This is a genomic window from Autumnicola edwardsiae (assembly GCF_031846505.1).
GTDB classification, from domain to species: Bacteria; Bacteroidota; Bacteroidia; order Flavobacteriales; family Flavobacteriaceae; genus Autumnicola; species Autumnicola edwardsiae.
This window is the reverse complement of sequence record NZ_JAVRHP010000070.1, coordinates 1-16,589: the sequence shown is the minus strand read 5'-3', so window position 1 is coordinate 16,589 and position 16,589 is coordinate 1. Positions and strand designations below refer to the sequence as shown.

The window sequence follows — 16,589 nt, the reverse complement described above, 5'->3', positions numbered from 1 at the left end:
ATTAATATTGAGTAGGGTCAGTGTTATTTCTTTATCGCTGATTCAGCACTTTTTTATTTATGCACCTTTTCTAATTCTTCCACGACAAATTTTATTTTTTCACCTGCTACTTTTTGAGCAAGACAATTTATGCCGTTTTCACTTAACTGGAGGATTCTGGGATAGCCGCCCGTGGTCTGGCAGTCACGCATAAGAACAATCAGTTTTCCCGAGGGGGTCAGCTGCACAGTCCCGGGAAGAACCGGACCTGTAATAATTGGCTCCAGATCATTTACCAGTGGCTCCATCATTTGTATAGCCATTCTATTATTATCCTTTCCAATTGTGTAGCCGGTCTCCATTAACAATGCCTTTTGGGCATCGCAGAGTTGATTATATTCAGGACCGGGATAAGCCATAATGCTTTTCGAGACTATATAATCTGAAATAAACCTCACAGAAGAATGAGTAGACAACTCCTTTTCCTCAAAAGGTGCATAAGGCAAAGCCATACCCTTTTCAAGTTTAAAATTTTCTGTCAGACCATTATACCAACTTTTGCTATTCATAAGAAGCTCGGAGTCAAAACCATTTTTAACAGCAAGATAAGCACGACAACCATTTTTTCTTCTTCCAAAGGAAAGGGTTTCCCCGGCTACTACTTTAAACACGGAAATATTCTCAATCTGTCTTCCATTAATTTTTGGAGAAAGATCTGCCCCGGCAATAGCTATTTCTGTAGGAGCCGAAAATTGTAATTTTGGGCCCATCTGTGTAATTTCAAGAACCGGAGCATCGGCTTTATTCCTCAGAATTAAATTTGCCATTTTTGCCGCATAAAAATCCATCGCACCACTTTGCGGGACTCCGAATTTTAAAAATCCTAACCTTCCAAAATCCTGAATTGTGGAAAATAATCCAGGTTGTAAAACGTCAATTTTCGCCATGATAATCTTCAACTTTTAATTCAAAATTTCCTTCCTGCACTTCTGCTGAAATCTTTTCAAATTCTTCTTCTGAAACAGCATAAAATTTCACCTTATCTCCTGAAGAAATTTGAGAAGGAGGAAGGCTGTTTTTATCAAAAAAATTAACCGGACAATTCCCGATAATTTGCCATCCTCCAGGGCTGGGTTGCGGATAAATTCCGGTTTGTTTTTCACCTATTCCCACAGCGCCTTTTTTGATCTTCATTCTTGGTTGTTCCTTTCTGGAAATATAGAGCTTTTCATCCAGCCCCCCTAAGTACAAAAATCCGGGTAAAAAGCCCATAAAATAAACAGTATAAAAAGGAGCGGTATGACGCCTGATTATCTCTTCAATTTCCAGCTTATTTTCTCCTGAAATTAACTCCAGATCAAGATCAAATTTTTTACTATAACAAACAGGAAGATGGTAAATTTTGGAACTCGTTTTTTTTTCTATCTTAGCATCAGAAACAAGTCTTTCCAGCTTAGAAACCTCACCATAGACATCTTCTATACCTTCAGTATAAAAAACTAATAACGAGTTATATGCGTTACTTACCTCAACCTTTTCTTCAACATAATTATTTTCTATAAAATTTTGAACAGAAAGTATTCTCTGGAGTAGTTGCTCATTAATTTCGGGTTCAAATTCTATTAAGATTGCCCGCTCCCCCATGGGTTTTATGATTGGAAAACCTGTCTTCATTTTTTATTGATTTTGATATTTTTTTCCTTTAGTTTTTGCTTTAAAAAATAAAGAATTTCTCCTGCATTTTCGGTGTCGCTGTGCAGACAAAATGTATCTGCTTTAAAGTCCTTTTTTGCACCGTCTAATGTGAGTATTTTTTCTTCAGAAAACATCTGAAAAACATGATTGAAAACATCCTCTTTTTCATGCAAAACTGCGTGAGGTTTTGACCTTGAAACCAGGCTAAAATCTTCATTATAATTTCGATCTGCAAAGGCTTCAAAAACTACATTAATTTCTCCTTTTGCTAGCTTTGAAATTACCGAATTATATGGTGCATAAAGAGCGTAATTTGGACTTATTTTTTTGATTGTATTTAGAATAATCCGGGCAATTTTTCCATCCTTTGCAGCATCATTATAAAGTGCTCCATGGGGTTTTATGTGCGTTAATTCAGCTCCCTTTTCGGTGGCAATTCTTCGTACCAGTTCCACCTGATCTCTTATCGACTCCTCCAGTTCTTCTTCAGAAATCTCTATCGATTTTCTTCCGAAGTTTTCCTTATCGGGATAGGAAGGATGAGCACCAATTTCCACATTATTTGCAATCGCAAGGTCGATAGTCTTGCCGATGATTTCCTCATCTCCCGCATGACCACCGCATGCAATGTTACAAGCTGAAATTAGGGGCATAAGTCTATCATCAAACCCACCTCCTTCTCCTAAATCGCAATTAATATGAATTTTCTTCATTGTTTTTGTGGTTGGTTAACACACCGAATAAATTTCAATTCGGGAAAGGCAAACCATGTCCAGATCTTTCAATTTTTCTAAAACTGAAACCTATTCGCCACTCAAAATAAGAAAATCGCGATAACCGGAAGAAGATTTACACCAGCAATCTGAAAAAATTAAGTAATTCCAGTCGATTTCCTTTCACAAAGTAGAATACTCACGATTAAGCAACAACAGGAAAAATGTTGTATAAAATAAAGCAACACCATTTTTGCCAATTATCGACCTATATAAGCGTTTGTGATTAGCTTTATCCTCACAGAGACTTCATATAGGGCTATCAGGATAGAATTGGCGCAAAACAAATCGTCGGGGCCACAGCAGATGCAAACAGAATTTCAATACCGGTGCAAGCAGAAGAGAAAGCACCCACAACAAATTCTTCAGAAAAGTTTATGCAAAATTATTCTTTTGATGCAGCCTCTAAAGCATAAATAGCAAAACTTCCCAGCCAGTGGCCCCCTTCATAAGTATCTCCTACCAGGTTTGGAAAAGAATAAGAAACATGCTCACTCGCGAGACTTCTTAAATGACCAAAATCTTCAGGATATTTATTTGCCAGATGATAAAAAACCCATGCCCTGCTAAAGTTGAGTCCGTCCAGGTGTACGAGCTTACCGTCTGTACGATCGGAAACTTCCCCCACCTCCATGGTGAAATCTTCATTTTTAAGGTCAGGCATAAAATCGTTAATCCAAAGATTAAAGGCATTCTTTGGGAGAATGCGCAACATTATATCCACTTCCTGAAGACAGGGTGAAAGAAAATCATATCCTCCCGGCTCCCAATTAACCGGGCAATTATCATCGGATAAATAAAAATCCCTTGCACGTTTGGAGATTGCATCCATAAGCTTCTGGTCTTCGGTACTTTGAGCAAAATCATAGGCGAAACTCATACCAAAGGCAGTATTGGAATGTTCTCCCACCCGAATTGGATAATTAAGCTTCGGAAAAAAATCCAGATACCGCTGAACAACCAGATCTGTAAGAGGCTGCAAATTAGCATCAAGCTCTTTTGCCAGAGGATCTTCCCAGGTCTTCAGTTCTTCTGCAAGCTTTAGCAACCATGCCCAACCATAGGTACGCTCGTAGGATTCGCTTTGAGGTCTTTTAAAGTAGTCTACTTCAGCTAAAATATTTTCCGCAGAAAGGGAATTTTTTAATTTCTCCCTGATAGCTTCTTCTTTCTCCAAATCGGGAAATTGTTTGAGAAGGCTTACCAGAGACCAGTGGGCATGAACAGAAGAGTGCCAGTCGAAACATCCATAAAAGGCCGGATGAAGTTCTTTTGGTGTCCCCAGTGCCTCCTCATTTTCCAGAGTCTGACCTAATTTATTGGGATACTCTGTTTCTATACAACCTAAAGGCAGCTCTGCAAGCCGGTTCGCTTCTCCAAGGTTAAATTCCACTTCTTCTTCACCCAAAATAGCGTCTGAGATTATATTATCATCAGCTATACTATCGTTTTCCGGAGCGGAAACGGTTTCTATTTCTTTTGTTTCATCACCTTTACAACCAATAAAGAAAACAACAATTATAAGGCTTAAAATTTTTTTCATTACGTTAGCAGTACTTCCTTACAAAAAGGAAATTAATAATTAAGAAATCCTGTTCAAATTTATGAAATAACACAATCAACAACAATATTACCCCAACCATCCCTCTCTATCAAGGCTACGGTATTGTATAGCCTCACTAATATGATGGTCTTCTATGTTTTCTGAAGCTTCTAAATCTGCAATAGTACGGGAGACTTTTAAAATACGGTCATAAGCCCTTGCCGAAAGGTTAAGGCGTTCCATAGCAGTCTTCAGCAGCATTTTTGAAGAATCACCAAGCTCACAGAATTCCCGTATATGTCGTACACTCATCTGCGCGTTGTAATGGGTATTATCAAAAGCCTCGAACCTTTTGGTTTGAAGTTGCCTTGCTTTGGTGACCCGCTCCCTTATTTCCACACTACCCTCTCCTTTTCTCTCCTCGCTAAGCTTCTCAAATGGTACGGGGGTAACTTCTATATGAATATCTATCCTATCCAGAAGAGGACCGCTTATTTTACTGAGATAGCGTTGCATCTCGCCCGGGGAAGAGGACGCCGGCCCGCCCGGATCATTAAAAAAACCGCTCGGACTCGGATTCATACTTGCCACCAGCATAAAACTTGAAGGATAAGTCACCGTAAATTTTGCCCTGGATATCGTTACTTCACGGTCCTCCAACGGTTGCCGCATGACTTCCAATACACCTCTTTTAAACTCCGGAAGCTCATCCAGAAATAATACCCCGTTATGGGAGAGAGAAATCTCCCCCGGCTGCGGATAAGCCCCGCCTCCAACTAAAGCAACGTCTGAAATTGTGTGATGCGGACTGCGAAAAGGTCTTTGGGACATAAGGCCCACATGATCCTTTATCCGGCCCACCACGCTGTGAATTTTAGTAGTTTCCAGCGCTTCATGTAAAGTCATGGGAGGCAAAATGCTGGGCAGCCGCTTTGCAAGCATCGTCTTTCCTGCTCCCGGCGGGCCTATAAGGATAATATTGTGACCGCCGGCTGCCGCAATCTCCATACAACGTTTAATGGACTCCTGACCTTTTACATCGGCGAAATCATGCTCAAGGTGGTCCAGATTTTTATAAAATTCTTCCCGGGTATCGATAATTGTCTTTTCCAGGGCTGCACCTTCATTAAAGAAATTAATTACCTGGAGGATATTATCCACACCATAGACATCAAGCCCTTTAACAATTGCTGCTTCTTTTGCGTTTTGTTCAGGAAGAATAAAGCCTTTAAACCCCTCTTCTTTAGCTTTAATAGCAATAGGAAGTGCTCCTTTTATTGGCTGCAGACTACCATCCAGGGAAAGCTCCCCCATAATCAGGTAATCAGAAATATTTTCAGCTTTAATTTGGTCTGAAGCAGCTAAGATTCCCAGGGCAAACGTAAGATCATAGGCAGAACCTTCTTTCCTAAGATCGGCCGGAGCCATATTGACGATAATCTTTTTTCCGGGGAATTTATAGCCATTATTTTGCAACGCAGCAGCTATCCTGAAACTGCTTTCTTTAACTGCATTATCTGGCAAACCAACAAGATGATAACCTATACCTGTAGCCACGTTAACCTCTACGGTAATTGTTGTTGCCTCTACTCCAAATACAGCACTACCGTAAACCTTAACAAGCATCTAAAACAATTAATTTATTAAATGTACTAATTATTTTTTTGGAACGGAGATTTGAATTCTTTACTTCCTATTTTTTCTAAAAATAATCCTGGTTAATTTACCGATTTTCAGAAAAACTCTTTCTATAGTCAGTGCTTTCTAATGAATTTCTGAAAAAATTTAGAATAACATATCCGTTATACTTCAAGCTTTGGCCAAACTTTTCAGGAAGTTAAATAAAAAAAAGGCCGGATCCTTTATGGAAACGGCCAGTTTTTTCGAAAATGATCAGCGCATAAGGCACTAACATTTACTGTAATATGTCTACTTTTTTTCTTTGAAAACCAAAAACTATTTATTGAAGAAATTGCTGCGGTAATGTTCAATCAAACCATCTATTGGACGCCGCACAATATTTCCAATTTCCAAACCATAAGGCTGTAGCACAGCTTTAATAATATCTTCACTAAAATAGGCTATACTTCCAATAAAATGGATTGGCACACTTTGAGCTTCTTTATAACACAGTACCCTGCTCTGCACAAAATCATGTATACCTTCGTAAACCAGCTTATAAAAATATCCGTTTCTCTCGTTGGTAAAAATAAATTCAGCAAAAGAAGCGAGATATGTATTTGGATTTTCTCTTCTGTACAGATTTTTCTTTATCTCGTCGGAATCAAGGTTGAATTTTTCTTCAAACTTTACCACCAGTTCCGGGGGCATTCTTTTATAATAATAGTCCCGAATAAGCCTTTTTCCGAAATAATTCCCACTAGCCTCATCCATAAGGATATATCCCAATGAAGGGATGGTCTGGTGAATTTCCTTACCATCAAAATAACTACTATTGGAACCTGTACCAAGTATACAAACAATTCCCGGCTCTTTACCTGTAGCATAAACAGCCGCAACGGTATCTTCCCGTACAATCACCTCTTCAGCATTTGTAAAAAAGTTACCTATAATATCCTCAAGAAGTCTTTTAGGAGTTTCTGTACCACATCCTGCTCCAAAAAAATGGACTTTTTCAATTTTGTCTCTTACTTCCCTCAGTTCAGGGTTTTCCTCTATGCGTTGTTCCAGAACAAGTTCAGGAAATACTGCAGGATTCAGCCCTTTTGTTCGGGTCTTAAAAATCTGTTCTCCCTGATGATCCAAAAGGATCCAGTCGCACTTGGTAGATCCTCCATCTGTTATTAAAATCATTGAGTAGTTATTTGATAATGAGATATAAAAAACCTGAAAATACAGCATTAGATAACCTAAGCTACTGTATTTTCAGGTTATGAAATATTTATAATGATGCTACGTGTGCAGCCAGATCAATAAGCTTTGCAGAATAACCATACTCGTTATCATACCATGCGATCAACTTAAAGAAGTTGTCATTTAAAGCAATACCTGCTTCAGCATCGAAGTTACAAGTATGAGGATCTGAAACATAATCCTGAGAAACCACCATTTCTTCAGTATAAGAAATCACTCCTTTAAAATCTCCTTCCGCAGCTTTTTTGAAAGCAGCTTTAATATCGTCGTAAGAAACAGATTTTTCAGTTCTTACTGTAAGGTCTACTACAGAAACATCTGTTGTAGGAACCCTAAATGCCATTCCTGTAAGCTTTCCTTTTAATGCAGGAATTACTTTGGTTACGGCAACAGCTGCACCGGTAGAACTAGGAATTATATTTGCCATAGCGCTTCTTCCTAATCTAAAGTTCTTTTTTGAAGGAGAATCCACAGTAAATTGTGTAGAAGTAGTGGCATGAACAGTCGTCATAAGTCCTTCTACAATTCCAAATTCATCCTCAATAACTTTGGCTAGGGGAGCAAGGCAGTTTGTAGTACATGAAGCACCAGAAACTACTTTATCTTCTGCTTTTACCTCATTATGGTTAACCCCCATTACAAACATAGGAGCATCTTTTGAAGGTGCAGAAATCACTACTTTTTTAGCACCTGCCTTAAGGTGGGCTTCAGCTTTATCTTTTAATGTAAAAATACCGGTACATTCAAGAACTACTTCAGCTCCTGCCTCATCCCATTTTAAATCTTCAGGATTACGCTCGGCAGTTACCCTGATGGTTTTTCCGTTTACTACAAGATTACCACCTTCTACAGAAACATCACCTTTGAATTTCCCATGCACCGAATCATGAGCTAACAAATATGCCAAATGATCTACTTCTAATAAATCATTAATTGCTACTACTTCAACATCCTTGTTTTCAGCCGCGATTCTAAATGCTATTCTTCCAATACGGCCAAACCCGTTAATTCCAATTTTTGTACTCATTTTTCTATTTTTAAATTTAAACTGAAGTGATGTCTGCCACCCTTCTTAACTCTTTATCTACTTTTGGTTCTCCTTTAATTGCAGTCTCCAATGGGACATGAACCACATCCTGATGATGCAGACCTATCATTACTTTGGTCTTACCATCCATAAGCGCCTCTACGGCCCCCACGCCCAGTTTGCTGGCAAGGACACGATCAAAACAACTTGGAGAACCTCCCCGCTGGATATGACCAAGAACCGAAACCCTTATATCGTAATTCTCGTCCTGCTCATGAATAAATTCAGCTAACTGAAATATATTCTTTCCGCTTCTTTCCCCTTCTGCCACAACGATAATACTTGATGTTTTGCCAGATGCCTTACTCTTCTTTAAAGATTCCAGCATCCTTTCTACGCCGGCAGTTTCTTCCGGGATAAGGATCTCTTCAGCCCCCGCACCTATTCCGCTGTTTAGAGCTATATCTCCGGCATCGCGCCCCATTACTTCAACAAGGAAAAGCCTGTTATGGGAACTTGCAGTATCCCGTATCTTATCTATAGCCTCTACCACGGTATTTAATGCGGTATCATAACCCAGCGTATAATCTGTACCATGAATATCGTTATCTATAGTTGCCGGTATACCGACGATAGGGAAATTAAACTCATCACTAAAAAACACACCTCCGGTAAAAGTTCCGTCACCGCCAATTACCACCAGCGCATCTACACCGGCCTCCTTTAATTGATCATGTGCTTTTTTACGACCTTCTTTGGTTTTAAATTCCAGGGAACGAGTAGATTTAAGAAAAGTCCCACCCCGGTTTATCACATTCCTGACCGACCTGGCATCTAGCTTTTCAAAATCTCCTTCTATAAGGCCCTGGTAACCTCTATAAACTCCTATACACTCCAGTTGATAATAGGAACAGGCTCTTACTACAGCCCGAATTGCGGCATTCATTCCGGGAGCATCTCCTCCGGAGGTCAATACTCCTATTTTGCTTATTTTCTTTGACATTATGCCAAATCTATTTTATTTAAACAATATAACCTAATTTAGCAATAAACTAAATCGTTTTCGGTTAATAACTCATAAAAATCCCGACTTTCAAGGGGGCATTTTTAAAGTTTTATGATTTAAAATCGCAAAATCTCAACATTCTGTACTTTGAAGTCGAAAATTGCTATTTTCAGGGCTGGTCTTTTTCAACAGAAAAAAAATTTTTATATCCTGAATATACTACCCATTTCAGGTTTAAAGAATTATGGCATTTTGTAGCGGAAAAAGAGCAGAACATAAAGCTTTTTCACTAAATTTTATTATATTAGTGCTGCAATAAAATTAAAAATAGCCGGATTGACATAAATTTTTGAATTGCGGCTTTTTTTTATAAAATTTTCCCTACCTCCGATGAAAAATGGGGCGGTGATCATTGAAAAAATGATCACTATCAGAATAAAAGTTTTATTTTGGATTTTCATAGGTGTTAATTCAAAGAAGGCTGATTGATTTTTCAATCAGCCTCTTTTTTTGACAAATATCGATCTTCATAAACCGCACTTTCTCCTTCTTTTTTAAGGTAAACTTCAATAAATCTGGTAGGTGTGAGCACTTTCCGGTTCAAAAAATAAAATTTTAAAATTTGTCAACTTTATTATGTTGATAAATAAATAATTAGCTGATTTTAAGCTTATTAACATGTTTTTATTGATAACTTTGAAGAAATTAATTTTAGATTATCTCTTTTTCTTACCTACATTTACATTCGCTTTAATCTCAAATTACTAATCCCAAAAATCTGAATTTGTATGCCTGTACAAGCAAAACCAACGGCTCCAAAAACTTATACTCAGGAAGAGGCTTTCCAGGCCTCCCTAAAGTACTTTAAAGGAGATGACCTAGCTGCCCGCGTTTGGGTGAATAAATATGCCTTAAAAGATTCTTACGGTCATATTTATGAACTTACTCCTGATGATATGCACCGGAGAATTTCAAAAGAAATAGCCCGAATAGAGCAGCGTTACCCCAACCCAATGACCGAAGATGAAGTTTTTGATCTTATCAAAGACTTTAAATACATCGTGCCGCAGGGAAGTCCAATGGCGGGAATTGGCAATCCTTACCAGATTGCTTCACTTTCTAATTGTTTTGTAATTGGCAACAACGGAGATTCAGATTCTTACGGCGGGATCATGAAAATAGACCAGGAACAGGTGCAGCTTATGAAACGTCGTGGTGGAGTTGGCCATGACCTCTCCCACATCCGGCCAAAAGGTTCACCGGTAAAGAATTCGGCTTTAACTTCTACGGGAATCGTTCCGTTTATGGAGCGTTACTCCAATTCTACCCGGGAAGTTGCCCAGGATGGACGAAGGGGAGCATTAATGCTTTCGGTTTCTATTAACCATCCCGATGCAGAAGATTTTATTGATGCTAAAATGCAGCAGGGAAAAGTGACCGGAGCCAATGTGTCGGTGAGAATAGATGATGCGTTTATGAAGGCTGTAAAGGATAACACTTCTTATATTCAGAAATATCCTATCCATAGCGAGAAACCAAAAAATACCAAAGAAATTGAAGCAGAAAAGTTATGGAAGAAGATTGTCCATAACGCCTGGAAATCTGCAGAACCAGGAATCCTCTTCTGGGATACGGTGATAAATGAATCTGTCCCCGACTCTTATGCAGATCTTGGTTATAAAACGGTTTCTACCAACCCTTGTGGTGAAATTCCGCTTTGTCCTTACGATTCCTGCAGGCTATTGGCGATTAACTTATTCTCTTATGTTGAAGAGCCATTTACTGAAAATGCTTCTTTTAATTACGAACTTTTCAGCAAACATATTTCCGCAGCACAGCGTATAATGGACGATATTATTGACCTGGAACTAGAGAAAATTGATGGTATACTTGGAAAAATTGATGACGATCCGGAAAATCAGGATATTAAAGGCGTAGAAAGAAATCTTTGGCTCAACATCAAGAAAAAAGCGCAGGAAGGCAGAAGAACCGGAATTGGGATTACTGCGGAAGGCGATATGCTTGCAGGTTTAGGTATAAAGTACGGCAGCAAGGAAGGCGTGGATTTTTCTGTAGATATTCATAAGCGAATTGCGATTGAAGCTTATAAGGCATCGGTTACTGCTGCAAAAGAACGTGGTGCTTTCGCCATTTTTGATTCCGACAGGGAAAAAGATAATCCTTTTATTCAAAGATTGCGTGAAGCTGATGAAAAGCTTTATTACGACATGTTGGAATACGGAAGGAGAAATATTGCTTTACTCACCATTGCCCCAACCGGAACTACCAGTTTAATGACGCAAACTTCCTCCGGAATTGAGCCTGTTTTCCTTCCGGTTTACAAAAGAAGGAGAAAAGTAAATCCTAACGATAAAGATTCCCGGGTGGATTTTGTAGATGAAGTTGGGGATTCCTGGGAAGAATACGTGGTTTTTCACCATCGCTTTAAGCAATGGATGGAAGTTAATGGGCATGATACCTCAAAGAATTACACTCAGGAAGAATTGGATAAACTTGTAAAACTTTCGCCGTATTACCAGGCTACTTCCAATGATGTGGATTGGCTGAGCAAAGTAAAAATGCAGGGAGCGGTACAAAAATGGGTAGATCATTCCATTAGTGTTACCATAAATCTACCAAACGATGCTACTGAAGAGCTTGTAGGGCAGCTTTACCTGGAAGCATGGCAGGCCGGTTGCAAAGGTGTAACAGTTTATCGGGATGGTTCCCGCTCGGGAGTGTTGATCTCAAATGACGATAAAAAGGATAAAAAGGAAGAAGAAGAAAATTCTGTTTTTACAACAAAACGTCCTCAGGTTTTAGAGGCCGATGTGGTTAGATTTCAGAATAATAAAGATAAATGGATCGCTTTTATAGGTTTAATCGATGGTCGTCCTTATGAAATTTTTACAGGTTTTGCAGATGATGAAGACGGAATCCTTATTCCGCGTTGGGTAAATGAAGGACTTATCATTAAGAACCGAAATGAAGACGGTACTTCCAGGTATGATTTTCAGTATGAGAACAAGAGGGGGTATAAAACCACCATTGAAGGACTATCTCATAAATTTAATCCTGAATTCTGGAATTATGCAAAACTAATTTCCAGTACACTCCGCCACGGCATGTCCATAGAAAAAGTGGTAGACCTTATTGCCAGCCTTCAGCTGGATACCGAATCTATAAACACCTGGAAAAACGGGGTTGCACGTGCCTTAAAACGCTACATTGCAGATGGTACCGTGGCCAGGAAAGAAAAGTGTAATAATTGTAATTCCACTAGCCTCATTTACCAGGAAGGTTGCCTTACCTGCAAAGATTGCGGTTCTTCAAAATGTGGATAATATTGTTTAGTTTTAATGTTGAAGAAAAAATGGCCCTGGTTTCCCAGGGCCATTTTTTTGTTAGGTTCAATTTATAGAAAAGAACCGAAGAATTTTTATAGCGAAAACCTAAACATCACAAATTAGCACAGCCTCTTTTAAAGCCTTCATTTTATCATCGTAAGTAGGAACAAATTCCTGGGCAAGATACCCGTCAAAACCCGTTTCCAGGATAGCCCTGACAATAGCAGGATAAAACAATTCCTGGGAATCATCAATTTCATGCCTGCCCGGATTTCCTGCAGTATGGTAATGATTGATATATTGATGGTTTTTCCTGATGGTCCTTATAACGTCCCCTTCCATAATCTGCATGTGGTAGATATCGTAAAGCAGCTTAAAATTGGACAGCCCCATCTTTTCACATAACGCAGCACCCCAGCTTGTATGGTCACATTGATAATCTGGATGGTTTACTTTACTATTTAAAAGTTCCATCACCAGTTTTACTTCCCTTTCTTCGGCATATTTAAGTAAAGGAGTTAAGCCTACAGCACAATTCTCAATACCTGTTTTATCATCAAGGCCGTCGCGATTTCCGGAAAAACAGATCACATTTTTAATGCCATGGTCTGAGGCTTTATCTATTAAAGGTTTGTAAAGCGACTGCAGCTTTCCGTGATTGCCGGGGTCGTTAAAACCTTCCTCAATACTCGCAAAATTATCTGTAGCCATGGAGCAGGTAAGTCCGTATTTTTCTACTGTGGCCCATTCTGAAGGTTTTAAAAGGTCTATAGCTTTTAATCCCAATTCAGCAGATTCCCGGGCAAATTCATCCAATGGAATATCATTATAACACCAGCGACAAGCCGAATGGTTTACATTACCTTTTAACCGGTTTAAACTTTTAAATTCCTTATCAGACTGGGTTTTGGCAAATGCACTGCCAGCAACCCCAAGACTTAAAGCTCCCGTCCCCAAGGCCAGATTTTTTAATACCTCTCTTCTATTGAGTTTATTTTCCATGAAAGTAAATTATCAGAACATTATAAACGTAATACCTACAGTTATTTTCAATAATACAAAAAATCCTTCAGGAATATAATTATATTCAAAAATAAAAGACTGTAGATCAGGAAATCTCGAAATTATAACCGGATTTTACAAGCTTATGATAATTTTCATAATCGAATTTATAGAGAAAAGCTCCTCTTCTTGAAGAAGTTTTGTCCTTTTCATCCAGCTTTATCAACACCTTAAGGGAAAGTAATTTTTTTCTGAAGTTCCTCGAATCCAACTCCTTTTGATAGATTACTTCGTACAATTGCTGCAGTTGCGGAATTGTGAATTTTTCCGGTAAAAGCTCGAAGCCAATCGGCTGGTGCCTCGCTTTTCGTTTTAGCCGTTCCAGGGCATCCTGTACCATTTTGTTATGATCCAGCACCAAATCTGGCACCGCGCCTATGTCATACCAATGGGCACCATGCTTCTCCACCAGCTCCTCATCATATTCATTTATCCTTATTAATGCATATTGTGCGATAGACAAACACCTAAAACCGGGATCCCTGTCTGCTTTTCCGTAGGTTTTAAGCTGTTCCATAAAGACATTTTCCAAACCGGTGATTTCCTTTAAAACCCGTTTTGCTGCTTCTGCCACGTCTTCTTCCAGCCGCACAAAACTTCCTATTAGCGACCACTCCCCTTTTAAAGGTTCTACTCTCCTCTTAAACACAAGCAACTTTAACTTTCCCGAATCAAAACCGAAAATGATGCAATCTGCCGCTGCATACATTTTGTCCTTTATACTGTAAAGATCCGTTTCCACTTCTGTCATTGACTTTAATTCCATTTGGAAATAAAGATATAGAATTAAATCAAAAAAATAATGAACGTACTTTTTACATTTATTATATTTACGTGATAATTCATTAAAACCGACTCTTTGGAAAATTCAGAAAACACCTCATATCCAGAAAAATTCTCCAACTTTAATGCTGAAGTAAAAGTTGCTTCCCCGGGAAGGATCAATCTTATTGGCGAGCATACAGATTATAACAATGGCTTCGTGATGCCAACAGCAATTGACAAAAAGATATTTTTCGACTTCAGAAAAAATGATTCTGTCGATAATTGCCAAATTTACAGCCTCACCTTCAACAGTTATTTTGAATTTAATCTGAATGATTTTTCTAAAGCTGAAGGTTCCTGGAAGAACTATTTGCTGGGGGTAATTGATGAAATTCAGAAAATGGGGAAAAAATTGAGTGGCTTTGACTGTATTATTAAGAGCGAACTTCCCATTGGTGCCGGAATAAGTTCTTCGGCAGCCCTGGAATGTGGATTTGCAGGTGGTTTAAACCAACTTTTTAACCTGAATTTGTCCAAACAGGAGATTGTGGAACTCTCCCAGCGGGCAGAAAACAATTTTGTAGGCTCAAACTGCGGAATTATGGACCAGTTTGCTTCAGTAATGAGCAAAAAAGACCATATTATACTTCTGGATTGTAAAACACTTGAAACTGAATATATTCCTGCCGACTTTAAAAATTGCAACTTATTACTGCTGAATACGAACGTGTCCCACAGCATTGCAGATAGTGAATATAACACCAGGCGTGCTGAATGTGAAGCAGCGGTACGAAAAATTCAGCAGAAGTATCCTGAAGCAAATTCGCTAAGGGAAGTGAATTTTGATATGCTCGAAGAATTTAAAGCCGAATTGCCAAAAAAGACCTATCAGCGTTGTGTATATGTGCTCAAGGAGAATGAAAGAGTTGAAAAAGCTTCCGCAGCCATGAAAAGCGGAAAACTGAAGGAATTTGGAGAGTTAATGTACCAATCCCACGAAGGTCTTCAGCATAATTACGAGGTAAGCTGTCCCGAATTGGATTTTATGGTGGAATTTTCCAGAAGTAAAGACTTTATTTACGGGTCCAGGATGATGGGCGGTGGCTTTGGCGGTTGTACCATCAATTTAATTGAAGTCGACAAAATCGAGGAATATTCCGAAGAAATTTCTGAAGCATATTTTAAGGAATTCCATAGAAAAATGGATGTCATTTCAGTATCGGCGGGAGAAGGGACGATAATTGAAAAATTTAAGGCATAGCTAAAAATCTAAATTATGAGCAACGAGTTAAATAACAATCCGCATAGACGCTATAATATTTTAACCGGAGAATGGATCCTGGTTTCCCCACACCGTACAAAACGACCGTGGCAGGGAAAGACAGAGAAAAATAATTCTGAAAAAGGACCAGACTATGACCCTTCCTGTTATTTATGCCCCGGAAATACGCGTACCAGCGGAGAAACCAATCCAGATTATACTGAAGCATTTGCTTTTACCAATGATTTTTCGGCTTTACTCCCTGATACCCCGGAACAAACGCTGAATAACAAACTTTTAAAAGCCGAAGCAGAACAGGGAATATGTAAAGTGGTTTGTTTTTCACCCGATCACTCCCTAACGCTTCCTTTAATGGAGACGGAAGACATCACGAAGGTTGTGAAAATGTGGAAAAGAGAATATGCCGATCTGGGAGCCAAGGAGAACATCAATTACGTGCAGATCTTTGAAAATAAAGGTGCCGTTATGGGATGTAGCAATCCGCATCCACACGGACAAATCTGGTCGCAATCTTCAATTCCTACAGAAATTCAGAAGAAATTAAAGCATTTTAAAGAGTATTGGGAGGAAAATAAAAGAAGCCTTTTGGCCGATTACTTAAAGCAGGAACTTGAACTGGACGAGCGTATCCTGGCTAAAAATGAACATTTTGTAGCACTCATTCCCTACTGGGCAGTCTGGCCATATGAAGCTATGATAATTCCGCGGGAACATTACCAGCATATTGGCCAGCTAAATGGGAAAGAAGAACAATCTTTTGCAGGGATCATCAAGAAACTTACAATAATGTATGATAATCTATTTGAGACATCCTTTCCATACTCTTCCGGAATCCATCAAATTCCTACAGATGGTAAGGACTATCCGGAATGGCATTTTCATATGTCTTTCTATCCGCCGCTTTTAAGATCTGCAACAGTAAAGAAGTTTATGGTTGGTTACGAAATGTTTGCAGGCCCTCAGCGCGATATCACTGCAGAAATGGCTGCAAATACATTAAAGGGAATTTCTAAGGAACACTATACCACCATTTAATAATTTAAACTAAGGCGCTGCGGATGCTTTAGGGGCTTCCCTGTTTTTGAAGACTTACAAATCCGCTAAGTAAGTGAGCACAAATTTTGAAATTGAGACTGATTTGAGCATTGTTTTTATATGTTGTGCCTGTTGCACAAGTTAGCCAAAAGAGCTAATTTTCTGTATGCAAGGCAAGAAAAATTATCAGGAAAAACTCTT

The 16,589-nt window shown here is 38.9% G+C and carries 13 protein-coding genes; 3 read left to right on the top strand and 10 right to left on the bottom strand.

From position 1 onward, the window contains the following. Positions 1-53: 53 nt before the first annotated feature. The 8 genes from RM529_RS12410 to pfkA all read right to left on the bottom strand — a co-directional run bounded on the left by RM529_RS12410 (position 54) and on the right by pfkA (position 8,894). Positions 54-926: a 5-oxoprolinase subunit C family protein gene (locus RM529_RS12410; RefSeq protein WP_311485098.1), complete on the bottom strand. Its 873-nt coding sequence runs from the start codon at positions 924-926 to the stop codon at positions 54-56. Next, positions 913-1,653 (bottom strand): 5-oxoprolinase subunit PxpB, encoded by a 741-nt coding sequence (pxpB, locus tag RM529_RS12405; RefSeq protein WP_311485097.1) that lies wholly within the window; start codon positions 1,651-1,653, stop codon positions 913-915. Before pxpB ends, RM529_RS12410 begins: the two co-directional genes overlap by 14 nt. Next, positions 1,650-2,387, bottom strand: a complete 738-nt coding sequence (gene pxpA, locus RM529_RS12400) for a 5-oxoprolinase subunit PxpA (protein ID WP_311485096.1) — start codon at positions 2,385-2,387, stop codon at positions 1,650-1,652. The genes pxpB and pxpA overlap by 4 nt, the downstream gene beginning before the upstream one ends. Positions 2,388-2,832: 445 nt before the next feature. Beyond that, on the bottom strand, positions 2,833-3,990 hold the full coding sequence (locus RM529_RS12395) for a DUF2891 domain-containing protein (RefSeq protein ID WP_311485095.1): 1,158 nt from the start codon (positions 3,988-3,990) through the stop codon (positions 2,833-2,835). An 87-nt stretch (positions 3,991-4,077) separates the two neighbouring features. Next, positions 4,078-5,616: a YifB family Mg chelatase-like AAA ATPase gene (locus RM529_RS12390; RefSeq protein WP_311485094.1), complete on the bottom strand. Its 1,539-nt coding sequence runs from the start codon at positions 5,614-5,616 to the stop codon at positions 4,078-4,080. A 330-nt stretch (positions 5,617-5,946) separates the two neighbouring features. Next, positions 5,947-6,804 carry an N-acetylglucosamine kinase gene (locus tag RM529_RS12385; RefSeq protein WP_311485093.1) on the bottom strand — a complete coding sequence of 286 codons (858 nt, stop codon included), beginning with the start codon at positions 6,802-6,804 and terminating at the stop codon, positions 5,947-5,949. Between the two features lie 88 nt (positions 6,805-6,892). Then, positions 6,893-7,891, bottom strand: coding sequence for a type I glyceraldehyde-3-phosphate dehydrogenase (gene gap, locus RM529_RS12380; RefSeq protein ID WP_311485092.1), 999 nt, complete (start codon positions 7,889-7,891; stop codon positions 6,893-6,895). A gap of 16 nt (positions 7,892-7,907) precedes the next feature. After that, positions 7,908-8,894 carry a 6-phosphofructokinase gene (pfkA, locus tag RM529_RS12375; RefSeq protein WP_311485091.1) on the bottom strand — a complete coding sequence of 329 codons (987 nt, stop codon included), beginning with the start codon at positions 8,892-8,894 and terminating at the stop codon, positions 7,908-7,910. A 791-nt stretch (positions 8,895-9,685) separates the two neighbouring features. Between pfkA and RM529_RS12370 the strand changes: the two genes are divergently transcribed. After that, complete coding sequence (locus RM529_RS12370; RefSeq protein ID WP_311485090.1) at positions 9,686-12,241, top strand: adenosylcobalamin-dependent ribonucleoside-diphosphate reductase; 2,556 nt, start codon at positions 9,686-9,688, stop codon at positions 12,239-12,241. 108 nt (positions 12,242-12,349) lie between these two features. On the opposite strand, the gene RM529_RS12365 is transcribed toward RM529_RS12370, so the two are convergent. Together RM529_RS12365 and RM529_RS12360 are read right to left on the bottom strand one after the other, a co-directional pair. Further along, on the bottom strand, positions 12,350-13,246 hold the full coding sequence (locus RM529_RS12365) for a hydroxypyruvate isomerase family protein (protein WP_311485089.1): 897 nt from the start codon (positions 13,244-13,246) through the stop codon (positions 12,350-12,352). A 106-nt stretch (positions 13,247-13,352) separates the two neighbouring features. Continuing rightward, positions 13,353-14,057 (bottom strand): NUDIX hydrolase, encoded by a 705-nt coding sequence (locus RM529_RS12360; protein WP_311485088.1) that lies wholly within the window; start codon positions 14,055-14,057, stop codon positions 13,353-13,355. A 108-nt stretch (positions 14,058-14,165) separates the two neighbouring features. Here RM529_RS12360 and galK point away from each other — a divergent pair, with 108 nt between their 5' ends. Further along, positions 14,166-15,332, top strand: coding sequence for a galactokinase (gene galK / locus RM529_RS12355; protein ID WP_311485087.1), 1,167 nt, complete (start codon positions 14,166-14,168; stop codon positions 15,330-15,332). Between the two features lie 15 nt (positions 15,333-15,347). Continuing rightward, complete coding sequence (locus RM529_RS12350; protein ID WP_311485086.1) at positions 15,348-16,388, top strand: UDP-glucose--hexose-1-phosphate uridylyltransferase; 1,041 nt, start codon at positions 15,348-15,350, stop codon at positions 16,386-16,388. The last annotated feature ends 201 nt before the right edge of the window (positions 16,389-16,589 follow it).